General features: G+C 46.1%; 21 protein-coding genes. 4 read left to right on the top strand and 17 right to left on the bottom strand.

What is annotated here, in order from left to right; translation table 11 throughout:
* Nucleotides 1-35: 35 nt before the first annotated feature.
* The 4 genes from NSQ50_RS05955 to NSQ50_RS05940 form a co-directional block, all read right to left on the bottom strand.
* On the bottom strand, nt 36-1,199 hold the full coding sequence (locus tag NSQ50_RS05955) for an aminotransferase class I/II-fold pyridoxal phosphate-dependent enzyme (RefSeq protein WP_036681793.1): 1,164 nt from the start codon (nt 1,197-1,199) through the stop codon (nt 36-38).
* A complete protein-coding gene (locus NSQ50_RS05950) occupies nt 1,192-2,124 on the bottom strand; it encodes a D-alanine--D-alanine ligase (protein ID WP_076224705.1) in 933 nt (310 codons plus the stop codon). Before NSQ50_RS05950 ends, NSQ50_RS05955 begins: the two co-directional genes overlap by 8 nt.
* A gap of 13 nt (nt 2,125-2,137) precedes the next feature.
* Complete coding sequence (gene pdxR, locus NSQ50_RS05945) at nt 2,138-3,589, bottom strand: MocR-like pyridoxine biosynthesis transcription factor PdxR (protein ID WP_076104824.1); 1,452 nt, start codon at nt 3,587-3,589, stop codon at nt 2,138-2,140.
* A gap of 124 nt (nt 3,590-3,713) precedes the next feature.
* Nucleotides 3,714-4,250 (bottom strand): AAA family ATPase, encoded by a 537-nt coding sequence (locus tag NSQ50_RS05940; RefSeq protein ID WP_036681786.1) that lies wholly within the window; start codon nt 4,248-4,250, stop codon nt 3,714-3,716.
* Nucleotides 4,251-4,392: 142 nt separating this feature from the next.
* Between NSQ50_RS05940 and catA the strand changes: the two genes are divergently transcribed.
* Nucleotides 4,393-5,052, top strand: coding sequence for a type A chloramphenicol O-acetyltransferase (catA, locus tag NSQ50_RS05935; RefSeq protein WP_038569162.1), 660 nt, complete (start codon nt 4,393-4,395; stop codon nt 5,050-5,052).
* Nucleotides 5,053-5,150: 98 nt separating this feature from the next.
* On the opposite strand, the gene NSQ50_RS05930 is transcribed toward catA, so the two are convergent.
* From NSQ50_RS05930 to NSQ50_RS05915, 4 genes are all read right to left on the bottom strand, one after another.
* Nucleotides 5,151-5,831: a histidine phosphatase family protein gene (locus NSQ50_RS05930; RefSeq protein WP_052096836.1), complete on the bottom strand. Its 681-nt coding sequence runs from the start codon at nt 5,829-5,831 to the stop codon at nt 5,151-5,153.
* Between the two features lie 8 nt (nt 5,832-5,839).
* Nucleotides 5,840-6,799 (bottom strand): adenosylcobinamide-phosphate synthase CbiB, encoded by a 960-nt coding sequence (gene cbiB, locus NSQ50_RS05925; protein ID WP_038569160.1) that lies wholly within the window; start codon nt 6,797-6,799, stop codon nt 5,840-5,842.
* A gap of 49 nt (nt 6,800-6,848) precedes the next feature.
* On the bottom strand, nt 6,849-7,586 hold the full coding sequence (locus NSQ50_RS05920; protein ID WP_038569158.1) for an adenosylcobinamide amidohydrolase: 738 nt from the start codon (nt 7,584-7,586) through the stop codon (nt 6,849-6,851).
* Nucleotides 7,587-7,710: 124 nt separating this feature from the next.
* Complete coding sequence (locus NSQ50_RS05915; protein ID WP_038569156.1) at nt 7,711-8,799, bottom strand: pyridoxal phosphate-dependent aminotransferase; 1,089 nt, start codon at nt 8,797-8,799, stop codon at nt 7,711-7,713.
* A 227-nt stretch (nt 8,800-9,026) separates the two neighbouring features.
* Here NSQ50_RS05915 and NSQ50_RS05910 point away from each other — a divergent pair, with 227 nt between their 5' ends.
* Nucleotides 9,027-10,028 carry a lipoate--protein ligase gene (locus NSQ50_RS05910; protein ID WP_036681778.1) on the top strand — a complete coding sequence of 334 codons (1,002 nt, stop codon included), beginning with the start codon at nt 9,027-9,029 and terminating at the stop codon, nt 10,026-10,028.
* 90 nt (nt 10,029-10,118) lie between these two features.
* Here NSQ50_RS05910 and NSQ50_RS05905 read toward each other — a convergent pair whose 3' ends face one another.
* From NSQ50_RS05905 to NSQ50_RS05880, 6 genes are all read right to left on the bottom strand, one after another.
* The gene (locus tag NSQ50_RS05905) at nt 10,119-10,946 is read right to left on the bottom strand and encodes a carbohydrate ABC transporter permease (protein WP_036681776.1); all 828 of its coding nucleotides are present in this window, start codon (nt 10,944-10,946) and stop codon (nt 10,119-10,121) included.
* Nucleotides 10,947-10,976: 30 nt separating this feature from the next.
* A complete protein-coding gene (locus NSQ50_RS05900; RefSeq protein WP_038569153.1) occupies nt 10,977-11,852 on the bottom strand; it encodes a carbohydrate ABC transporter permease in 876 nt (291 codons plus the stop codon).
* A gap of 107 nt (nt 11,853-11,959) precedes the next feature.
* Nucleotides 11,960-13,291 carry an ABC transporter substrate-binding protein gene (locus NSQ50_RS05895; RefSeq protein ID WP_052096834.1) on the bottom strand — a complete coding sequence of 444 codons (1,332 nt, stop codon included), beginning with the start codon at nt 13,289-13,291 and terminating at the stop codon, nt 11,960-11,962.
* A gap of 189 nt (nt 13,292-13,480) precedes the next feature.
* Entirely contained in the window at nt 13,481-14,680 is a 1,200-nt protein-coding gene (locus NSQ50_RS05890; protein WP_051491207.1) for a response regulator transcription factor, read from the bottom strand.
* On the bottom strand, nt 14,673-16,484 hold the full coding sequence (locus NSQ50_RS05885; protein WP_076104832.1) for a cache domain-containing sensor histidine kinase: 1,812 nt from the start codon (nt 16,482-16,484) through the stop codon (nt 14,673-14,675). Before NSQ50_RS05885 ends, NSQ50_RS05890 begins: the two co-directional genes overlap by 8 nt.
* 59 nt (nt 16,485-16,543) lie before the next feature.
* Nucleotides 16,544-17,257, bottom strand: coding sequence for a metal-dependent hydrolase (locus NSQ50_RS05880; RefSeq protein WP_038569151.1), 714 nt, complete (start codon nt 17,255-17,257; stop codon nt 16,544-16,546).
* A gap of 228 nt (nt 17,258-17,485) precedes the next feature.
* Here NSQ50_RS05880 and NSQ50_RS05875 point away from each other — a divergent pair, with 228 nt between their 5' ends.
* Together NSQ50_RS05875 and NSQ50_RS05870 are read left to right on the top strand one after the other, a co-directional pair.
* Entirely contained in the window at nt 17,486-18,433 is a 948-nt protein-coding gene (locus NSQ50_RS05875) for a DMT family transporter (protein ID WP_076104833.1), read from the top strand.
* A 12-nt stretch (nt 18,434-18,445) separates the two neighbouring features.
* The gene (locus tag NSQ50_RS05870) at nt 18,446-19,249 is read left to right on the top strand and encodes a Cof-type HAD-IIB family hydrolase (RefSeq protein WP_036681768.1); all 804 of its coding nucleotides are present in this window, start codon (nt 18,446-18,448) and stop codon (nt 19,247-19,249) included.
* A 71-nt stretch (nt 19,250-19,320) separates the two neighbouring features.
* Here the strand turns inward: NSQ50_RS05870 and NSQ50_RS05865 are convergent, their stop codons facing one another.
* The 3 genes from NSQ50_RS05865 to NSQ50_RS05855 all read right to left on the bottom strand — a co-directional run bounded on the left by NSQ50_RS05865 (nt 19,321) and on the right by NSQ50_RS05855 (nt 22,802).
* Nucleotides 19,321-21,066 (bottom strand): ABC transporter transmembrane domain-containing protein, encoded by a 1,746-nt coding sequence (locus tag NSQ50_RS05865; RefSeq protein WP_143760537.1) that lies wholly within the window; start codon nt 21,064-21,066, stop codon nt 19,321-19,323.
* 56 nt (nt 21,067-21,122) lie between these two features.
* A complete protein-coding gene (locus NSQ50_RS05860) occupies nt 21,123-21,707 on the bottom strand; it encodes a GNAT family N-acetyltransferase (RefSeq protein WP_076224701.1) in 585 nt (194 codons plus the stop codon).
* A 309-nt stretch (nt 21,708-22,016) separates the two neighbouring features.
* On the bottom strand, nt 22,017-22,802 hold the full coding sequence (locus NSQ50_RS05855) for an MBL fold metallo-hydrolase (protein WP_036681762.1): 786 nt from the start codon (nt 22,800-22,802) through the stop codon (nt 22,017-22,019).
* Nucleotides 22,803-22,873 lie beyond the last annotated feature (71 nt).

Below are 22,873 nucleotides of genomic sequence, written 5' to 3'. Positions count from 1 at the left end.
AAGCCCCCATCTATGATAGAGGGGGACTTCTAGAATTACAACTTCACTTTCATAAAATCTTCGATTCTCTCCAGCGCCTCCGTCAATTTTTGTAAGGAAGCGGCATAGGAGCAGCGGATATACCCCTCTCCGCCTGCTCCAAACACATGACCCGGAACCGCAGCGACACCGACCTCCCTGAGCAGCTGCAAAGCGAAGTCTTCTGATTTCATTCCGGTATGAGCGATGGAAGGAAAGGCATAAAAAGCGCCCGCCGGTTCGTGGCAAGGTAGTCCGATGGATCGAAATCCACTAACCAGCAGCTTTCTCCGCTCATCGAAGCATTGCTTCATGTGTTCCTTATGCTGCATTCCGTTGCGCAATGATTCAATCGCAGCAATTTGACCGAGCACCGGGGCACACATCGCAGTGTATTGATGGATTTTTAGCATCGCAGCAATTAATTCTCGATCGCCACAAGCATAACCAACTCTCCAGCCAGTCATTGCAAAAGCTTTGGAGAAGCCGCTAATCACAATCGTCCTTTCCAGCATCCCGGGAAGAGAGGCGATGCTGACATGCTGACTGTCATACGTAAGCTCGGCATAAATTTCATCTGAAATGACCAGTAGGTTATTCTCTTTTACAATCTGTGCAATAGGCAGCCAGTCTTCATAAGTCATTACTGCACCTGTAGGATTAGTCGGAAAATTCACCATAAGAAGCTTGGAACGCGGGGTAATCACCTTCCGTAACGCTTCAGCAGTAAGCTTAAACCCCTGCTCGGCCGAAGATTCTACCTCCACCGTAACCCCCCCGTTCAAATGGGTAATCGGCGAATATGCGATATAGCTCGGAGAAGGGACGATAATCTCATCCCCAGGTGTAATGAAAGCTCGTAATGCCAAGTCCACAGCCTCGCTGCTTCCCACCGTAACCATAATCTCATCGTTTGGCTCATAGCGAAGCTTGAAACTTGTGTGCAGATAAGAAGCGATCTCCTCTCTAAGCTCCAGTAAACCGGAATTTGGCGTATACATCGTTTCCCCATTGTTCAAGGCACGAATACAGGCAGCTCTTACATGCTCCGGTGTAACGAAATCTGGTTCCCCTACACCCAGCGATATAATATCCTGATTCCCCGTACTTAGGTCAAAAAAAGCCCGAATCCCCGATGGCGCAATCTCCCGCACTCGTGGAGCAATCCATTCATTATGCATGGCTGTACACCTCTTCTTTTGCACTCTTTTCCGTTAGGGAAAGGGAGATGATTTCGTCCAGTAGTCCGCTGAAGGTGTAGCCTGCCGCTTGCGCGCTTTTGGGTAAAAGACTGGCCTTCGTCATGCCTGGTAACGTATTCACCTCCAGCACATAAGGAATACCCTCTTTAAGCAGCATATCAACCCGTGCATACACGCTACATTTTAGTGCTTTATAACAGCTCAAGGCAGCCTCGCGTACCCGCTCATGCACTTCAGTAGGCAATTCAATGACCCGTTCATCTGCTCCGCCTTCTTCGTACTTAGCACTGTAATCGAACCACTCGGCATTTGCTGAGGTAATTCCCAGAATAGGCAGCAGCTCTCCGTTTAGAATAGAACAGGTGATTTCTTGGCCTTGAATGTAGCTTTCAATCAAAATCGCCTGATCACAGGCAAAAGCCTTCTGCACTGCGCACAACAGCTCCTCGCTGCTGCTCACTTTTTCCATTCCGATACTCGAGCCGCCTGAACATGGCTTCACCATAACCGGATATCCGAGCCGTTCCACCGCTTCAGCCGAATAATCCTTCATGCTGTCCCAGCATAGCCAATCTGCTGTGTTGACGCCTGCGCAGCGCATAAGCTTTTTGGAGAGATCTTTATCCATGCAAATGCTGCTAGACAAAACCCCGCTGCCCGTATACGGAATCCCCATCGTCTCCAGCGTTCCCTGAACCGTACCATCCTCGCCGTAAGCTCCATGAAGTGCAAGCAGTGCGATATCGATCCCTTTTGCCTGCTCAATAAGCTCCTCACGCTTGGTGATCACAATTGGAATAATTTCATATTTATTGGGGTCTAGATTCTTCAATATTTCTCTACCGCTATTCATGGATACCTCATACTCTGAGGATACCCCGCCCATAATTACGCCTACTTTCATCTCAAGCACCTCTTTATCCCATTAGTTGTCGAGCTGTTCTGCCAATAACCTCGATCCCCTTGCGGATATCCTCATCCGTCACTCTGGAGAAACCGATCCGTATCGTATTTTGCCCTTTACCGTCTGTGAAGAATATATCTCCTGCTGTAAAAATAACCCCTTGCTCATGACAGGCCGCCAACAGCGTCCTTGTATTAAAGCCCTCCGCGAAGGTTACAAAAAGATGCAGGCCACCGTCCCCTGACAGCGCCGTATAAGGAATAAAATCCTTGCAGCATTGCAGGGTTAATTCATACTTTCGTTTGTATTCCGCTCTGGCTTTTTTCAAATATTTCTCTAAATGGCCACCCAATAAATACTGATATAAAATGGATTGATCCAGCGTCGAGGTGTGAATGGTACGGGCGCGCTTGACGCTTTCGAGGGAATTAATCAACTCCTGATCCGCCAGCACCCAACCTACACGTAGTCCCGGAAATAATACCTTGGAGAAGCTGCCGAGATAAATCACGCTGTTGCCGCTGCCTGCTGCTGCGATAAGTGGAGCCACATGTGAGCCCGAATATCGTAATTCCTCGTTAAAACCATCCTCAATCACCGGGACTTGGTAGCGATTCATCAGCTTCATTAGCCGCTGTCTTTTCTCTGGAGACATTACAATTCCGGTCGGATTATGGTAAGAAGGGACGAAGTATGCACAGTCAAAAGCTTGCTGTTGCAATGCTTTCTCCAGCTCCGCCAAATCAATCCCATCACGCTCCATCGAAATCCCGGTGATCTCAAAACCGTTCAGCTTCAAATTTTTGATCGCTGTATGATGCGTCGGATTCTCACAAATGACCGAACCATTTTTTTTACTCAGAGCAGACAATACAATATCGAACCCCTCTGTAAAACCATTGGTGATCAATATATCCTTGCCCCTCATTTCAACGCCCTTGTGCTCCATATACTGCTTCAAATAGTCTATTAAAGGCTTATACCCTTTGGCATAGCCGTAATTTAGCAGAACGTTGCCTTCTACCGACATCCGATCCATAAAGGACCGCTTCACATTATCCAGATCAAAAAGACTCTCATCAGGCGCTATGCTGGTGAAGGAGATCGTCCCCTTCTCCGCTCGAATCCCGCGCTTCATGATATCCAGTTCCTCCGCCAGCACCGCGCGATCATTGAGACGTGACTTCCAGTCCATCGTCCAGGAAGAGATCGTTTCACTGCCGGGCGGCGTAGCTGCAACATAACTTCCTTGCCCTTGCACGGCATAAGCAAAGCCATCATCCTCAAGCCCTGCATAAGCAGAGATTACGGAGTTGCGGCTAACCTTAAGCAATGTGCTGAGCTCTCGTGTGGAGGGCAGCTTTTGATTGCCTTGCAGACCGCCTTTTATGATTAAGTGCTTCATATAGTCTTTAATTTGTATATACACCGGCCGTCCGGCTATGAGCTTAAAATCCTTAAACATCTCTCAATCGCCCCCATGACTATCATGGCACAATCACTCGCTTAAAAAAAGAACCACAGCCATGGGATTTTAATCCGGCTGTGGTTCTATGAGGGGACAAATGCCCAAAAATCAAGTTACAGATCTATGCTTCGATCACAAGCTCCCCTTCTCCAGCAGGGATCTCAAAACCATTTAAAAACCGGGTTAATATGTCCTCAGTAATCGGAAATGCGGCATTGGCGTCAAAACGTTCACTCCGGATAAGCAGTCTCTGACGTAATTCATCCGGCTGAACCTTTAAGTGAATCAGTTCCCACACGCCAGCATAATCCTCAATAAGTTGCTTGTAATCGTTCCGTCTCTGACGTTGCCAGAAGCTGAAATCGATGACAACATGATGTTTTGCCTGAAGCAGATTCACCAGCTCCCCCCGCAGTTTTATCTCCGACTCTTCTTTATAGAACTCATAATTCTGCTCTGGATAATCCACCCCGAAACGGCCGTGCGTGGCCCAAATATCTTCATCTATCGAAAGTCTGGCGAATCCCTCTTTCTCCAGCTTTTTAGCAAAAGTTGTTTTACCCGACCCCGCTACACCGCACATCATCACTACGATGGAAGCAACACTCGTACGCTTTTGCTGAAGCAATTTTTCAATAACTAACTTTTCGCTCAGCATTATAAATGCATCTCCCTTCCAATTGATGGTATACTCATCGTTACAAAATACTTTCTCAAGGGATAGTGATAAGGATATGGTGAAATCAGTCCAGCAGACCTCCTAAAATGAAAAACGAAATAATTTTAGGAGGTCATAATAAATGATTTTTAACCCGATTGTCATTGATAACTGGAGTAGAAAACCCTATTTTGAACATTATTTAAACAATGTCAGATGCACCTATAGCATGACCGTAAATATTGATATCACCCTTCTACTGTCAGAGCTTAAGCATAAGGGAATTAAGCTGTACCCAGCACTAATCCACATGATAACTACGGTGGTGAACCGTCATAGTGAATTCCGCACATGTTTTGATTCTGAAGGTAGATTAGGTTATTGGGATAGCTTGTCACCTAGTTTTACAATTTTCCATGATGATGATAAAACTTTCTCAAGCATCTGGACTTCGTACGGTGAACAGTTTAATGATTTCTATAACCGTTATCTCGATGATATGAAAATGTACGGAAGTGTGAAACAATTTATCGCTAAAGCAAACGAACCATCGAACACCTTCCCTATTTCCAGCATTCCGTGGGTCAGCTTCACGAGCTTTAACCTGAACGTGTATAACGAGGGAACCTACCTACTTCCCATCTTTACGATAGGGAAATATTTTCAGCAAGACAAAAAAATACTATTACCCATCTCGGGGCAATTCCACCATGCTGTGTGCGACGGTTACCATGCCAGCATGCTGTATAATGAATTACAATCACGTGCAGATACCTATACGGAATGGTTACCTAACCTCTAATTAACCACGTTATTCTGCTGACAGCAAACGATAGTTCAAACATAAAGGGTTCCACCTATTAGGTTTTCCTAATGATGTGGAACCCTTTTTTCATGTAATCATCCTTTTTCCACAATATCAGCTTTATCAGCTGACCATTGTCCATGCTGCCAGAGTATTTTTAGTACCATTACATTCCCTGGAGAAGGAGCCACTGCACTGTAGAATGTGAGGTCAGGAACTAACTGTGCAAGTAAATTCCTGATTACCCCCCCATGCGTCACTACCATTACTCTATTCGATGTAACCTCACTTTTTTTCTCCTTGATAGCACAGCATCCAAATGCAGCCATAGCAGCTTGACCTAGATCTAACAGGAAACTACGCAACCGTGCATCGAATTCTGTCCACGATTCTCCTTCTGGCGGTGTAACCTTTGAAGGATCATCAATCCAATGTCTATATAGAGAGTTATCTTTCAACTGCTCATAGGTGCAGCCTTCCCAAGCTCCGAAGTTCATTTCACGAAGCCGCTGATCGTAAATAGCGTCCTGCTCTAGTGAAGGTGCTACGAAAGCCAAGGTCTCCTGACATCTTAGCAAATCGCTACAGAACACACGCCAAAAACCACCTGATAACTCAGCCTGCATGCAGATCTGCTGCTGAAGTTGGGATAGCCGCTCACTTGCGTCAGGAAGCAATGGAAGATCCGTATGTCCCAGGTAACGATGCTCAACATTCCATTTCGTCTGCCCGTGTCGGATAAGCACTAGCTCAAGCTCTATAGAGGGAATTGCCATACCGACGCTCAGCCTCCAATCCATATCCATGCCGCAACCGCGCATAGACCTACAAATATTGAAGAGCAGAGCATCATCATCCGCGAGGTCTGGATAATATCATTTGGTTCCATCGTACGTACCGGATCACCCATATAAGCCCGAAAAGAAGCGACGCCATGATACACATTTTCGCCTCCGAGTCGGATGCCAAGTGCGCCAGCCACAGCTGATTCTGGATAACCGCTGTTAGGGCTTGGATGTAGATGTGCATCCCGCTTCACCATTTGCAGGCAACTACGCCAATCCAGACGAAGCATCCCTGCACATAGAGCCAAAAGTAATGCCGTAATCCGTGCCGGGATGAAGTTAGCAACATCATCGAGCCGGGCAGATGCCCAGCCGAGATCACGGTATTTATCGTTCTTATAACCAACCATTGAATCGAGTGTATTGACCGCCCGATAAGCCATAGCAAGCGGCGCACCGCCAATCAGCGCGTAGAAAAGTGGAGAAATAATCGCATCGACAATATTCTCTGCTACGGTCTCCACCGTTCCACGGACAATTTCAGGGGCGTCTAGCGAAGTCGTATCACGTCCCACGATCATCCCCAAAGCCTTGCGGGCAGCAGGGAGATCGCCCTTCTGCAATTCCACGTACACCGCCATTCCTGCATCTTTTAGTCCCTTGGAGGCAATCGTGGTTGAAATCAACCAAACCTCGGCTATCCAGACGAGCCAAGGTGAGATATATGACAGCAGCCATAGCAGGATGGCTGTCAGTGCCCAAGCACCGCCCGCCACACATAGCGGAAGTAACACCCCAGCTCTGCGCAGGCTTTGCGGGCGGGACCATAAACGACGGATCGCCCACTCCAGAGCCGTAATTGCTTTGCCCATACCAATTACGGGATGAGGCAGGTTACGCGGATCACCTACGATCCGGTCAATCACATAAGCCGCAAGCAACACCAAAGCGATTGTCACAGGCAATCACCTCTGAACAATCTTCTACTTCTCCAGCTATCCATTGTCATTAGCTGTCCTTCCTTGCCTGCACCGACAGCAGGCTGCCCGTCACAGCGCTATATATAAGCCGGCCGATAGCGCCTCCGAGATCGGTTGCTGTTCCGGCGTAGACATGCTCGGCGCTGTATCTCCCGCTTTGGCTCACAGCGAGTACAATAGCATCCGTAGTTGTGCCGGTTGCGATTAGGCCATTCTCCGGATCGGTAATCCCGAGATCTGCCAGCGCAGCAGCTTTGGCTTCGACAGCTGTCTGCACAGCATTGACCATGGCCGCCGGTGTCAGGCGGCCATCAATGCAGAGCATGATGTTAATCGTACCCGGCCGATACACAGCCAATACATTGCGTTCCACGCCTGAGCGCGCAGCATTTCCTGCGGCGGCTGTAACGCAAACAAAAATCCCCGCTGAACCCGTGTCCTCTTCAGCTACCGCTGCATGCTCTAGCGGTACAGCCGTCATCAGACCGGCACAGCCGGATAAAGGATAACCCCAATCGCGCAGCTTATTCTCCATATCCTGGACAGGATCACTACATTCGTAATTGCGATCTACATATAAATTAACCGCCCGCTGCAGCCGGTTCATTCCTCCGCCGTAGAACGCGCTCGATAAACCATCCGCTGCTGCTGGCAGCTCCAGCAGCAGATGCTTATCCTTCCACTGCAGAGCAAGCCCTGGCCAGACGGCCGGATGATACTCCCTGATTCCCCCTGCAAGATTAAATGGAATCTTCACTTCCACCATAGCCGATCCCGCTCCTTTCACCGCTCATTTCTTTCATTGAATACTTACAACCATCCTCGAAAGGATGCCCCGCCAATAGCGCTGTCAGCTCCCTCCGCACATCATTAAGGAATACGTGCACCTGTCACTTAGTCGCTAGAATCTCCGCCATCTGCAGCAAAAGGCGGGCATTATCCTCATGTCCCTTAACAGCAACTCGAATATGCCCTGAACCTAACCCTGCATACATAGCGCAGCTGCGCACAAGTATACCTACGCGGCCAAGCCTAGTCTGCAGCTCAGCCGCACTCCACGGTGACGGCAAGCCACAGAGCAGAAAATTGGCTTCTCCCGGTGGGACATCGCAACCCAGCTGCACTAGACCCTGCCGCAGCGTTTCGCGTTCTGCTGCAATAAGCTCACGCGTGCGCTGTTCATAGTCACGTCCGCTTGTAAGGCAGGCTTCCCCTGCCAGCAGCGCCAAGCCGTTCACACTCCAGGTGACCTGCTTTCCGCTCATCGCCTTCGCCAGCTTCGGATGCGAAATCGCAAACCCGAGACGCAGTCCGGGAATCGCATAAAACTTCGTCATCGACCGCACCAGAACCGTATGCGGAAACTGCTCCAGCTCCGGCAGGAGTGTATTTCGCTCTGACTCCGGGATAAAGTCAATAAAAGCTTCATCCACAGCCAAATAAGTCCCGCAGCTTTCAGCCTTCTGCGCTAACAAGCGCAGTTCCTCCACAGCATACTGAACTCCATTGGGATTATTCGGCTGTCCGAGAAATAACAGCTCCACCTGTTCCAGCAGCCCGGCAATCTCCTCCACTCCAGCGCGAAAATGCTGTTCCCTAGTCCCCTGGACCGACAATACTTCAGCACCAAATTGCCCGGAAAGCTGCCTATACTCAGAGAAACAAGGTTCCACGATGCCAACCTTTTGCGGAGCTATCGCCAACAGCAGCAAAGCCATAGATTCCGCTGCTCCGTTACCCACGGTTAACCAGCCACTATCTACGCCAAGATTTTCCGCCAGTAGTTGTTTAAAGCGTCGGTGTCCAGGGTCCGGATATGTAACCACCGTTGACAGTGCTGTTCTAAGCAGCTCCAAAACTTCCGGTGGAGGACCGAGTGGATTGATGTTGGCACTATAGTCGAGAAATGTGCCCCCAGCTTCTCCATAGAGCTCCGCTGCCGTCAGCAAATCACCGCCATGTCCATATTTTTCAAGCATAATTACACTCCCTCTATCTACTTTCTCTAGCACGATATGTATGTCATTGCCACCATTATTGACTCTTTGCCGGAAGAACGTCAATGCTTTCGCAGAAGGAACCAGCTAAATCCCCTGCTTCCCCCAAACCGACATGAATCTCAAAGATGTGATCTCTTTTGTTAAAAAACCGCTTTTGGTTTAAAATGAAGGTTGTAATCAATTTTGCTGCGACGGAGGAATTCACTATGCTTTTTATTGATAACACAGGGATTACTGACGCATCCATCAATTTGGCGATTGAGGAATATGCGCTGAAGCACTTGCCGATGGACGAGAGTTACCTGCTTTTTTATATCAACAGCCCATCCATCATCATCGGGAAACATCAGAATACTATCGAAGAAATTAACCAAGAGTATGTAAAAGATAATAATATTCAGGTCGTACGTCGTCTATCCGGCGGTGGAGCTGTTTATCACGATCTTGGAAATTTGAACTTCAGCTTTATTACCAAGGATGACGGCCAATCCTTTCATAACTTTTTGAAATTCACCCAACCGGTCATCGATTACCTGCAAAGCATGGGCGTTAACGCCGAGCTAAGCGGAAGGAATGATCTGCAAGTTGGTGAGCAAAAGATTTCCGGTAACGCTCAGTTCTCCACACGCGGACGTATGTTCAGCCATGGTACCTTGATGTTCAATCTTAATTTAGATGATGTACAAGCCTCTCTAAAAGTGAATCCAGAGAAGTTTAAATCAAAGAGCACCAAATCCGTACGCAGTCGTGTAGCGAATATCAAAGAGCTGCTGGGTACAGATATGACGATCGAGGAGTTCCGCGCCGGCCTGCTGCGTTCGATCTTTGGCATGGATTCTTCTGAGGTTCCTCAGTACAAGCTGCAACAAGCCGACTGGGACAAAATTAACGAGATCTCCAAGGAGCACTACCAGAACTGGGACTGGAACTACGGTCTGTCACCAAAAAGCAACGTTAAGCACACGCGCAAATTCCCTGCCGGAATTATTGATATTCGGATGGATATTGAAGATTCCCTCATTAAAGACATCAAAATCTATGGTGACTTCTTCGGAGTCGGTGACGTAGTAGATGTTGAAAATGCACTTCGTGGCAAACGTTATGACGAGGCTGAGGTTAGAGAAGCATTAGCTGATCTCGATTTGAAGCATTATTTCGGTCGTATTGAGCCGGAGGATTTTATCGGATTGGTCTTCCTAGAGGAATAGGATGAATTCACTGGTCATGATTTGAATCAAAAAGAGGACTCCTGCGCATTCGCCAGAAGTCCTCTTTTGCATGAATTAATACTCTTCGCTTTATCCTTTTACAGCAGATCCAACTGTCATTGCCCGTTCCACCTGCTCACTAAAGAACAAATAGACAATAACCATTGGCAGACTCGCCATCGTCATAACCGCCCCCATGCCACCCCAGTCTGTGCTGTATTGGCCTTGGAAGAACAATAGACCCAGCGGCAGTGTTTTCATCCCCTCATCAGAGATCAGAATATAAGCCAGCAAAAATTCATTCCAGTTGTTCAGAAATTGAAAAATGGCTACTGTTGCGACAGCTGGCGTTACAACCGGCACAATAATCTGCAGAAACATCCGGTATACATTCGCGCCGTCCATACAAGCGGATTCCTCCAGCTCCCCAGGGATACCCTTCATAAAGCCGTAGAATACCAGACAAGAGAACGGCAATCCAATGGCGACATAAGGAACAATCAGCCCACCGTAGGTATTAGTCAGATGTAAATCCCGTACGAGTATGGCAAGTGGAATCATAATTACCTGCAGCGGCATGAACATTCCGATCGTCATATACAATCTGACCCCTTCACGGAATCTCCACCGCAGCCGGGAAATTGCGAATGAGAACATCAGCGATAATATGATAATAAGTAGCGTTGAAATCGTAGAGACTACCAAGCTATTCGTAAAATATCGCGGTATATTGAACTGTGACCAAGCGGCCACATAGTTTTCAATCCGGAAATTAGTCGGAAATCCGAAAGGGTTGGTGACAAAAATCTCATCATTATTTTTCAGAGAATAAGAAATCATCCATAATAGCGGATAGATGGAAATGATAAAATAAATCCATAAGGGAAGCTGTATGAGCAATGCTCTCACTTTTTTCATAACGTTCCTTTTCCTTTCCGGCGTACTGCCTTATGCTTCATTTCGGTCAAATGTCTTGTTGATAATAATGGTGGCCAGAAGCGACAGAAGGACAAGCACAACCGATACCGCACAGGCATAGCCGTAGTTGCTTTCCAAGAATGCATAACGATAAATCATAAAGGTAAGCGTATAGTTACTCGTTCCCGGTCCGCCGTTAGTCATAATCAACATTTGTACAAAAGCACCGATTCCTGAAGTAATGGCAATGATCAGACAGAATTTGAACGTCTCCTTCATCATTGGAATTGTCACCTTACGATGCGCCATCCATTTGGAGCAACCGTCAATCGTGGCAGCTTCCATGTACTGCTCAGGGACAGATTTAACCCCCGCATATAAAAGACTGAACTGGTAACCCATGAACTGCCAGGCATTAACAAAGGCAATCGCAATTATGGATGTGGTTGGAGAAGTAAGCCAGTTTTGTTGATAAGGAATATGCAAAATTTCAAAAAGCCTATTGATCAATCCGTTATTCGGATCGTAGATGGCAATCCATAGCTGACAAACAACCGTAACCGACAGAACTACGGGAATAAAATAAGCTGTTTTCAACAACTTACGCCCTTTGATTCGCGGATCGGCACAGGCAAGCGCAAGAATGGTTCCCAATCCGATCTGAAATACAGCGAGTACCAGTGCAAAAATAAGGCCGTTACGAAGGGATGTCAAAAGCAATGGATCATCAAACATCTCTACATAGTTGGACAATCCGTTAAAAGTAGCCGTACTGAGCCCGTCCCACTCGAAAAAGCTACGATAAAAGGATTGAAGCACTGGATAGATAATCACTACGCTATAAATCAACAGAGCGGGAAGCAGAAACAGCATTATGGCTTTCTTATTACCTAAGTATTTATGCATGCGGTAAGATTCCACTCCTTCCTTGCCAAGCTGCTCACCCGATATAAGGGCTCGATCCGGGTGAGCTGCAGGGCATGGACCAATTTTTATTTATTTTATTTCTCTAATTATTTATTTTCTTTGTTCAGCACTCGGTTCATGTTATCCGTGAACTGCTTAGCCGAGAATCCTTCGATCAACATATTTTGTGTATTGTCGTCCAGTGCATTTTTAATTTGAACACTGCTTACCGCATTGGCGTACCCCTTCACGTTTGGCAGCACTTCTTCAGCGATTCTTTTCATCATGGCAGGCACTTCACCGGTCATTTCTTTATCCACTTTAGTCGCTACGATCGGGCTACCCAGCTGTGTATATTTGTATTCGCTATATTTTTGTGCGATGAAACTAGCTACTTTCACTGCAGTCTCTACATTCTTGCTGCTTGGAGAAACGGCAAAGCCACCAGGACCTCCTGCACCGTTAATGTACATTTTGTTGTTCTCATAAGTCGCTTCGTCCTTAGCTGGCCAGTACATCCAATCCACTTTATCCCCAAGCTTCTCAGCACTGCTGTAGATTTCCCACTGACCGTTGACGAACATGCCAGCTTTTCCTTGGTAGAACAAAGATGAAGCTTGATCATAATTGGTATTCGTAGCATTGACGTCGAACAAGCCTGCTTCTTCCAGCTTCTTCATTTGTTCTGCTGCTGTTACATAAGGCGAAGGCAATGTTGTCGTTCCCTTCGTTTCAAGTGGGCCAAACCCTTTCGTCTCCTCACGAGTCACAAGTCCGCTATAAAAAGAAGTAGTGATCCATTTCTCCTTCGCGAAAATTGAGAGCGGTGTATACCCTGCTGTAGAAAGCTTCTTAGCCGCTTCAGCCAGCTGATCGATCGTCTTGATCGGCATCTCGATGCCTACCTCTTTAAAGATATCCTTGTTGTAAAACAACATTTGGAATTCAATTCCCGTATATGGGAATGCGTATACATGACCGTCTGGGGCAATTAGACGGGACTCATTCCCTGTGTTTAGATTCGCTTTGAAATCTTTGGTGGCTTGGTATTCATCAAGCAGCTCGACATTTTTAGATTTGGCGAAGGTTTGCAGCGTAGGCCAGTCTGTTTCATAAATATCCGGCATGTTCCCAGTTGCGGCATATGTTTTCAGCTTCTGGTAGCCATCTTGAACAGCCTCATCCAGTACAATCTCCACCTCCGGCATTTCCTTTTTTAATTCCTCTACGGCATAATCAAATGGCTTTGAAGTATCTTCGTCAAAATGCTGTGCATAAATTTTTATTTGAATTTTCTTATCGGTATTCCCAGCGGTCGTATTGGAACCTTCAGAGGTTGAACCACCGTTTCCGGCATTGTTACCACCACAGGCTGTAAGTGAGAAAGCTAAGGATAAAACGGTTGCAACCCCCAGTGTTCTGAATAACTTGTTGCTCATAATGAATCCCCTTTCTGATGCTCTATTTAGTGGAGCTAGTTGAATCCGCTATTTGTTAGCGTTTTCATCGTCCTGTTTCTATTATATTTGAGCCTTGAAGACCCAAAAAGAGCCATATCGGGCACAATCGGTAATAAACAGGACAAAATGAAAGCGGCCTCACCAGAGAGCCGCCACCAAATATGTTTATTAAATTTCATTATTAACGCCAATATGGCGGGAACGGGCAGCCAGCTGCTCAAATTCAGACGGCGGCATGCCATAGTGTTTTTTAAAGCATTTACTGAAATAATTCGGGTCATTATAGCCCACTTTACCGGCGATTTCAGACAGTCTCACATTTCCTCCAGCAAGCAGTTCCTTGGCCTGCTTCATACGAGTATAGGTAATGAAATCAAGTACAGAGATTCCACCTTCTTTTCGAAAAACCTTCCGTAAATAGCTGGTATCTACATAAACGCCATTCGCCACCTGGTCAACTGTCAGCTCACAATCGGAATAATGCTCCCGGATGTACTCTTTGGCGGCAATGAATAAATTGTACGACTTAGAGGGGCGGTGCTCACGACCTTGATCAATGACTTTACTGTACAAGCCTTTTATCCAGCTTTCAGTCTCATCCCAGTTATCCATCTCCCGTAGCCGCTGCTCCGGTGAACCTGCTGGTTTCCAGAGACTTTCCGGATTGATCCCTCTTTCTCCAGCATAGGCAAGGCAAAGGGATACTATACTCATTAATAGAGTAAAGGAATAGCTGCCTCCCCCTCTCTGGCGTCGTAGAATCTCAATTAATTTGCTTATGTCCTTCGCCGCTGCATCGCCATCCCCCATCTTTAACGCCATCAGCATGGCATCCTGAATTCCAAGATGAGTGATTTCTTTGGATGGAAAGGAGAACTCCTCTATCCCTTCAGAGGAATTCTGCTCGTCCATTTGGAGTGGAAAGAGCTTATTGGAAGCCGTTCCTTCTGCAATTATTTCCGGCTTCCCAGCTTTGCGTGCACCTATTTTATGTGACTGAAGGCGCTGCTTCACCTTGATCATCATCTCGTTAAACTCTTGCTGGTTAAACGGTTTCAATAAATAATCTTGTACACCTAAGCGAATCGCTTTTTGTGCATAATCAAATTCATTGTGCCCTGTTACAAAAACAATAAGCATATCAGGAGCATTGGCCTGTAACCGGGTAACCAGCTCCATACCGTCCATATAGGGCATACTAATGTCCACTAAAGCCAAATCTGGTTTCGTCCGTTCCGCTTCTTCCAGCGCTTCTCTGCCATTTGACGCTTCACCACAGACACTGAAATCATATTTACTCCAATCCAGCTTGGTCCGCATATAATAACGAAACAGCGGCTCGTCATCTACAACCATCACTTTATACATCTACGCTGCCCCCCTGCGCTTCCGTACCGGGAATCGTCATTTTCATAACAGTACCTTTTCCCAGTTTACTTTCTACCGATAGGCCATATGGTTCTCCAAAATACAGCTTAATCCGTTCATGAACGCTGTAAATGCCAATGGATGCCGGTTTTCCTTCTCGTGAGCGGTATTCTACAATCCGCGACACCTGCTCCCCGGACATGCCAACACCGTTATCCTCCACGGTAATGATAACTTCTCTTCCGTGTGTATAAGCCTCTATTGAGATTAGCCCCTGACTGCCCTTTGTTTTTAATCCATGGTAGATTGCATTCTCGATGAGCGGCTGCAGGGACAATTTGGGTACCTTGACTCCTTCGAGAAATTTCGGGATATTAATCTCGTAACGTAATACGTCGGGGTTGCGAACCTGCATAATAGCCAAATAATCAGCTGCGTTTGATACTTCCTCGGACAGTGGAATAACCTCGTTCCCTTTGCTAAGAACAACCCGATAGAAATCTGCCAGTGCCTTGGTCGTATCCCGAGCTGCTTCATTAAGCTCCAAATCGTTGAGTACATAAATCGTATCCAGTGTGTTGTACAGAAAATGGGGTTTAATCTGGGCATGGATCAGAGCTAGTTCATATTCACGTTTCCGGACTTGTTCGTTTGTAATCGTCCGCATCAGCTCCTGAATACGACCAACCATGGAATTGAATACGGTGGAGATTAGCCCAGTCTCATCCTCTGTAGTCACTGGTGAGGTGACATTCAGATCGCCTTCCCTTACTTTACGCATCGCCTTCGTCACTTGAAGAAGCGGATTTACGATAATCTGTGACAGCTTTCCTGCAAGCAGCAGAGACAGTAACAGGCATCCTATTCCCACGAATATAGTTAACGTTATATTACGGTGAATATCCGCAGTTAACTTCTGCAGCGAAATCGTATTCACAAGCTTCCAATTCAGCTTATCATAATACGTCACAGTGACCAGCTCTCGCCCGCTCCCCTTGCCGATAATTTCCGAGACAGAGCTTCCCGTCTTCCTAAGACTGCCGTTGAGTCTGTCCTCAGGCTTCAGTAGAAGCTTTGATTTATCAGGGGTAGACACGGTCCTTTGCGTTCCGTCTACTATAAAATATTTCTTGTCCGAAGAGGTTTCTCTAGCGGTTTCCAGAAAAGCAGAGAGAGCATCTTCTTTTACGTTCACAAATAATGTACCTATTAGGTTGCCCGTTTTAAGATTGTACACGACTTTACTCAGTGTGAGCACCGGAACTGCCGGATCACTAACCAGATAATCTCTCTGCTCCATGGGAAGCCAACGGTTAACTCCGTAGCTGCCTTTTTCTTTAGCCTTCTCCAGCATATCGCTGGTGAATACCTTCTGCTCGTTAGGATTACCGTAGGCGTAAGAGGAATATATCTGCCCTTCCGTATCCACAAATACAGCAGAGTCGACATCCGGAAAAATAATCAGATCGATAGAAAGCTGGCTCTGCATTAAATTGCGAAACCGCGTCTGCTCCACTGTCGAGGATAACAACGGACGTTCAGCATACATCCGATGGATGTCGGTAGTTATAATGTTGGCACTACTCTCCGTATTTTTTACAATCGTATCTATTTGCTGCATGATGAGCTTGGATTCATCTTTAAAATTGTACTTAGCCTTTTCGATCATCGAACGGCTGAACATCTGCCCTGAGAGCAAGCCTAAAGCAAGCAATGGAAAAATGATCAACGGTATAAAAATAAGGATTATTTTATTACGAATCTGCAATCTTCCAAACCACTTCACTAAGGAATCCCCCCGCATAACAGCCGCCTCCTGTGTGTTCTAGCGGTAATTCATTATGTGCTTCATATCCGTAAATCTCAAGGAGAAAGTATAAATACATATACAACTAGGGCGAGTGTGAGCAGGATAAAAACATTCTCTACAGCTCCACCTTTTTTCGTGCCTGTACTCATTAGCTTTAGACGCAGCTTAAATGGAATGGGCGGCAGGGGCGTAATTCCCCTTTGGGTGAGAGAGTCGGCCAATAGATGAAGCGCATAAGACATGCCGCCTGCTATCCATAGACTACCACCATCCTGTATACCCGATGAAGCAAAATACAATAAAGTGCTCCAGCCTGCAACAGCATATAAGGTATGAGTCAATCCACGATGCGGGACAAGTGATGTAACTACGAGTATACAAGCTACTATGTAGTTCCAAGGATCATACGCCCCTCCGTATGCAAATACCGCAGTAGCGATTAGTACCATCACCAGATGCCGCAGCTTTCTTCCCGGCAGGAAAGTTACACTCCCCACAAGTAGGGCCAGTACAATATTCCACGGGCTTTCAACGATTCCTGCAAAATAAAGATAAATCGCTGCTCCTATCAAAGCAACCTGTAGTATCCTGAGCAGAAAGTCAGGAATCGCCTTGCGTACCAGTAACGAATTCGGTTCATCAATGTCTGGCAGGAGCGAGCTTAATGCGGCGACGGCAATAACCGGGATTGTAATCTCATGGGCCATCAAACTCATAACAGATAGGGTAACCCCGGTGCTGATAATTAAATGGGATCTGCCCATCATAGTGAAACCGCTCCTTTCTAAGATGCAAAAACAAGAACAAATGTGCGGTTATCGAAGTATATCAAGACCCGGTTTTTTTGTCTACATAAAACGCTGAAATCGCTTAGTATATAAGCCTTTGCGCGATTTCTATCTTGTCCTCCCCATGAATATACGATACAATTTGGACAACTTGACCTTGTCGTCTACATAGAGACGGCAGCTGCTGAAGAAAGGATGACCTAAGTAGTGAAGCGTTCCCGTATAGCCGATTTTAGCCTGCTATTGGTGGCGATGATGTGGGGATGTACCTTTCTGATTGTACAAAATGCTGTCAAGGTGCTGCCACCACTCGCGTTTAATAGCATCCGCTTTATGGGCGCTGCCCTGTTGCTGGCTCTAATCACAGTTATTTTTTACCGCAAGGATTGGAAACAGCTAAGTTTCCGCATGGTACGCGATTCTCTGCTGCTTGGCCTTTTTTTGTTTTTGGGCTATGGCTTTCAGACTATGGGACTTCTATATACAACAACCTCTAATACCGGCTTTATTACCGGGCTATCAGTTGTCCTAGTTCCCTTTCTGTCTCTAGCCCTATTGAAGCATGCGATTTCACGATACACTTGGTTCAGTGCAGCACTCGCCGCAATCGGGCTTTATCTGTTGACGTTCACGGGCTCTGCATTATCCTTGAATAAAGGCGATGCCTTGATTCTTCTATGTGCCATAGCTTTTGCGTTACAGGTAGCCTATACTGGCGTTTATGCACCTCATTATCCGGCGTTGCCGCTAGCTACTCTGCAGCTTGCTTTCGTTGGGCTGTTCAGTATTGCTGCCTCGCTTATTTTTGAAGGGGCAACACCGCTCGCCCACAGCGGGGAGCTGATTAAGGACCCAGATGTGCTTTGGGCTCTGCTGATCTCCATTGGGCCAACCAGCGCTTTTGCCTTCTGGATTCAAACCGCCTGTCAGAAATATACTACCCCATCGCGGGTAGCCATTATTTATGCCACAGAACCGGTATTTGCCGTTCTGACGGGTTTAGCCTTTGGCGGGGAAACACTCGGGTTGTCCGCTCTGCTCGGTTGTGGTTGTATTCTGGGGGCTATGCTTATGGCAGAGCTGAGCCCGGAACCGGGTCAGAATCAACATAAGAAGAGTTATTTTTCCAAATTACATCTATTTAGAAAGAGATAAGGAGAGAGACAAATGTACAAATTGATCGCGATTGATATTGATGACACTCTGATTAATGATGACAAGGAAGTAACACCCGCTACCCAAACTGCGCTTGAAGAGGCAGTTGCCGCAGGTGTTGTTGTAACCCTTGCTACAGGCCGTGCTTACGCTTCCGCTCAAGCCATTGCCCGTCAAACTGGACTAAACGTACCTATCATTACTTACCAGGGTGCACTCGTTAAGAACTTGCTCGATGAAAAAGTACTGTATGAGCGTTACGTCCCGCAAGATGCAGTCCGCAAGCTGTTCACTTACTGCGTGGAGCATAATCTGCATCTGCAAACTTACATTGACGACAAGCTATATGCCCGTGAAGACAACCAAAAGATCAAAGACTATACGGACTTGAATAAAACGCAATATTTTATTGAGCCTGACTGGGAAAAGCTTGTCCCGCAAAAAACACCAAAAATGCTAATTATCGATGATCCTGATTTCTTGGATGAACTGGCTCCAATCCTGCATGAATTGCTTGGTGATTCCGTGCATATTACCAAATCCAAACCACACTTTCTGGAAATCATGCATCATGAAGGAACCAAGGGCATTGCACTTGAATTCCTAGCCAAACATTACGGCTGTGATCTTTCCGAGACCATCGCTGTAGGCGATTCTTGGAACGACCATGAGATGCTTGAAGCTGCCGGACTTGGCGTCGCTATGGAGAATGCTATTCCTGCTCTGAAAGAAATTGCTGATTTCGTGACCTTAAGCAACAATGACGATGGCGTGAAATATGCGATTGATAAATTCATTCTTAATAAAGTAAACTAAATTTCCTTAAGCAAAAGGGTGCAGCAACGCCATATTTCATGACGTTGCTACACCCTTTTTTATTCCAAAACTCAAACTCCTGTAGAAGCTAATTCCACTTTCTCGGGTCCCATTCCACTCTCTTCTTCCTGCTCTAGCTGAGAATAGTACAGATCATTATATCTTCCTCCGGCAGCAAGCAGTACATCATGCATTCCACTCTCCACAATTTCACCATTCTCCATCACGAGAATGATATCAGCGTTCTGAATCGTAGATAAACGGTGCGCGATAACGAGTGTAGTTTTGTCTCCCATTAGTTTACGAATGGCCTGCTGCACCAGTTTTTCTGATTCATTGTCAAGTGCAGCAGTAGCTTCATCCAACAGCAGAATAGGAGCGTTTCTCAGAATTGCTCTTGCAATGGAAAGCCGCTGACGTTGTCCCCCGGACAGTCGTGAGCCTTCCTCACCAATATCAGTATCCAGTCCCTCAGGCAATTCCATTACAAAATCATAGGCATTCGCTTTTCGCAAAGCTTCCAGAATTTCTTGCTCATCCGCCTCTGGATTTCCATTCCGGATATTATCACGAATGCTTCCCGTATAAAGACCTGCCTCTTGCGGCACATAGGAAAAATAACTTCTAAGCTTAGCCAGACTCATCTCGTTGATCCGCTGCCCATTGATTATTACTTCGCCTTCATCGGGTTCATACAATCCCAGCAATAGTTTAAAAAGCGTAGATTTACCTCCACCACTCGGTCCCACAACCGCCATCTGTGTTCCCTTTTGAAGCTCTAAGCTAATCTTGTTTATACTTTGTCTCTCTGCTCCCGGATACGAGAAAGAGATCGACGACATAACCATACTCTCAAATTCTGGTTGCTTAGTCTCCACTTCTGGAAGGGTCTCAACCTCCACCGGGCTATCCAACACCTCAAAGATCCGTCCCGCCGCCCCAAGTGATTGCTGCATCGAATTGATCAGTCCCGGCAATGACGAGAACGGCATTACTAAATAATTCATGAGCTGGATGAAAGCAATCATCGCACCGACCTCAAGTGATCCTTTTGCCACAAAATAACCAGCCACGACCAGCGCCAGAAGAAACGTAAAGTTTCCCAAAAAAGAGGAGAACGAGCCAGTAGCTCCCTCAATTCTTCCCCGTTTTAATTCTTCAGAAGTAATATTCTCACTATGCTCCTGATATTGCTTCATTAGTCTGCGTTCAATGCTAAAGGATTTAAACACCATACTACTGCCTAGAATGTCATGTAAAAAGGAAGTAATCTTGCTCATATTAGTCTGAATCTTCACACTGTTCTCACGCATCGCTGAACCGAAGATTTTTCCCGTAAGGAACATCAAAGGTCCCATTGCAAAACAGATCAATGCCAGTAACCAGTTAATATAGAGCAAATAACCAAAAGCCGCGAGGGCTAGTAAAGGGTTACGGATTAGATCAATCATTACCTCGCCTGCAGCATTACCAACAGATTGATTATCATTAGTAAAGCGGGACAATAAATCCCCGGAATGATTACGGTCAAAATAAGACTGAGGAAGAGCTAAAGCATGCCGCATCATATCCAACCGCAGCTCATTTCTGATCTTGGCAGAGATTTTATTTTTGAAATATCGATCGATGAAACCGTTAATTGCACTCACTAATAAGTAGATTAATCCGAAAATAACCAGCCCTTTAAAAGCTTTCACATCGAGTCTAACCGCAGCATCCGTAATTACTGAGAGCAGCCAAGCAATCGTTAAATCCAGAACAATCCCAAATAAAGTCGTAAATAATAAAATCGTATATAAGAGCTTGTGCCTTAACATGTATGTACTTAATCTTGAGAAAACGCCTTTCTGCTTCAAAGAACCAGCCCTCTCACTTAAAATTCTATACCTCTAACCTTAGCGAACAACTTATTATCATGCCGTTCCCCGTCATACCCAAGACTCGCACTGCGCAGCATCCCTTCCAGTGTAAAACCCGCACGTTCGGCTACCGCGGCACTTTTGGTGTTTCGTTCACTACAAAAGATTTCGAGACGATTCACCCCTAGTTCCCGTATGGCAAAATTGGTGATTCCATTTACGGCTTCTGTCATATATCCTTTGCCTGCACAGGCGCTCCGGATCCAATAACCAATCTCAAAATTGCGGAGTTCCCAGTTTAGATGATGCAGGCTAATGCAGCCGATAAAACCCTCCGTATCCCTTCTAAAAATACGCATATGTAGCTTATACCTTTTTAGAAACTCCAGTCTGCCTTCTCTAGTAACTTTCTCTGATTCTTCTAATGTGGGTATTACTACTTGAGCAAAAGCCATCCAAGGTCTCAATTCATCTATACTTTCACGGATAGCCTCATTCATGCTAACTCCATCTCCCCATAAAGGGGCACGAATGAGCAGCCTCTCTGTTTCAAAACTCTCGGGAAAATCAAGCAGGATTGGATCCTTGGAGTCAGCCACTTCGTACTCCTCCTCTGGCGATGATAATTATTCTAAATATGTAAAAATAATACGATATGCTTTTTGATTATATAGTATATATCGGGATCTGAATACTGAATGCAATAGAAATCACAAAAGGAACATCAACAGGCTGAAGTTGCCCGAATGATGTCCCTTTTTGATTTAGTGAATATCTCAACTAAAGCGGACCACTCCATTTATTGGCTTGAAGAGTTAATTAAACAGATTCAACAAGGCGGAATATAACAGGTTTAAATAAGATCAAGAAAACTCCCTTCCAGCAAATGAAGGGAGTTTTCTTTTTACCTAAATTTCATCTGAAGATCCTAAGGGTATTCTCATCCCCGTCTCGGCCAGCGTAACATTTTCCGGTAAAATATATGATTTTCTCATATCCACATCATGCGACATATGGGTATAGATTGCCTTTTGAGGCTTCACAGTTTGCAGCAGCTCCGCAGCTTCCGTCATATCATATACAGAACGAGTGGATAACTCCGCTGCTTCGTAATAGAAGCTTGTACCTAATACCAGCAAGTCAGCTCCATGCATCAGGCGTGTCTCTTCAGCTCCAAGAGAAATGGAATCTGGACAATACACCCATACATAGCCCTCCTTCTCCAGACGAAAAGCATACGAGTATCCATTCTTGCCATGGTTCACTTTCCAGATATCTATTGTCCAGCCGTCTAGCTCTATGCCTTCATCACAAGGAATCATCTCGATCTGATTGCGCAGCCATGGATATTGCCGCTCAATAATCGGAATCACTTCTGCTGGGGCATAGAGCTGGCCTTTATATCCCATCCAGCGGCAGGCATCCGCCCATTCCGGCAGCCCACCAATATGGTCAAAATGAGCGTGCGTCACCAGCAGTCTGCGCATATTTCGTACTCCCTGCGCTTCCATCTGACGCCGCCAGTCAGGCCCACAATCGATCACTAAAAAGTCACTGCCATTATCTATAAGTACAGAAGAGCGCAGGCGAATATTTTCCCCCTGTTCCCTTGCCTCTGTACAGGTCTCACAGCTGCAATATACCCGAGGAACCCCCATGGCATCCCCTGTACCCAAAAACACCAACGTATCCATCTGTTATCTCTCCTTCAGGTTCTCTTCAACGAAGTAATAAATCTAAATTACCCTCTCTCTATCTTAAAGAG

It is taken from the genome of Paenibacillus sp. FSL R10-2788, from assembly GCF_038003885.1.
Classification (GTDB): domain Bacteria; phylum Bacillota; class Bacilli; order Paenibacillales; family Paenibacillaceae; genus Paenibacillus_AQ; species Paenibacillus_AQ odorifer.
Note: the sequence above shows the minus strand (reverse complement) of the source record. Positions and strands in the feature narration are given on the sequence as shown.

Coding starts and splice junctions, on each gene's coding strand:
- NSQ50_RS05955 (WP_036681793.1), bottom strand. CDS start 1,199: ATGCATAATGAATGGATTGCTCCACGAGTGCGGGAGATTGCGCCATCG.
- NSQ50_RS05950 (WP_076224705.1), bottom strand. CDS start 2,124: ATGAAAGTAGGCGTAATTATGGGCGGGGTATCCTCAGAGTATGAGGTA.
- pdxR (WP_076104824.1), bottom strand. CDS start 3,589: ATGTTTAAGGATTTTAAGCTCATAGCCGGACGGCCGGTGTATATACAA.
- NSQ50_RS05940 (WP_036681786.1), bottom strand. CDS start 4,250: ATGCTGAGCGAAAAGTTAGTTATTGAAAAATTGCTTCAGCAAAAGCGT.
- catA (WP_038569162.1), top strand. CDS start 4,393: ATGATTTTTAACCCGATTGTCATTGATAACTGGAGTAGAAAACCCTAT.
- NSQ50_RS05930 (WP_052096836.1), bottom strand. CDS start 5,831: ATGGCAATTCCCTCTATAGAGCTTGAGCTAGTGCTTATCCGACACGGG.
- NSQ50_RS05920 (WP_038569158.1), bottom strand. CDS start 7,586: ATGGTGGAAGTGAAGATTCCATTTAATCTTGCAGGGGGAATCAGGGAG.
- NSQ50_RS05915 (WP_038569156.1), bottom strand. CDS start 8,799: ATGCTTGAAAAATATGGACATGGCGGTGATTTGCTGACGGCAGCGGAG.
- NSQ50_RS05910 (WP_036681778.1), top strand. CDS start 9,027: ATGCTTTTTATTGATAACACAGGGATTACTGACGCATCCATCAATTTG.
- NSQ50_RS05905 (WP_036681776.1), bottom strand. CDS start 10,946: ATGAAAAAAGTGAGAGCATTGCTCATACAGCTTCCCTTATGGATTTAT.
- NSQ50_RS05900 (WP_038569153.1), bottom strand. CDS start 11,852: ATGCATAAATACTTAGGTAATAAGAAAGCCATAATGCTGTTTCTGCTT.
- NSQ50_RS05895 (WP_052096834.1), bottom strand. CDS start 13,291: ATGAGCAACAAGTTATTCAGAACACTGGGGGTTGCAACCGTTTTATCC.
- NSQ50_RS05890 (WP_051491207.1), bottom strand. CDS start 14,680: ATGTATAAAGTGATGGTTGTAGATGACGAGCCGCTGTTTCGTTATTAT.
- NSQ50_RS05885 (WP_076104832.1), bottom strand. CDS start 16,484: ATGCGGGGGGATTCCTTAGTGAAGTGGTTTGGAAGATTGCAGATTCGT.
- NSQ50_RS05880 (WP_038569151.1), bottom strand. CDS start 17,257: ATGATGGGCAGATCCCATTTAATTATCAGCACCGGGGTTACCCTATCT.
- NSQ50_RS05870 (WP_036681768.1), top strand. CDS start 18,446: ATGTACAAATTGATCGCGATTGATATTGATGACACTCTGATTAATGAT.
- NSQ50_RS05865 (WP_143760537.1), bottom strand. CDS start 21,066: ATGTTAAGGCACAAGCTCTTATATACGATTTTATTATTTACGACTTTA.
- NSQ50_RS05855 (WP_036681762.1), bottom strand. CDS start 22,802: ATGGATACGTTGGTGTTTTTGGGTACAGGGGATGCCATGGGGGTTCCT.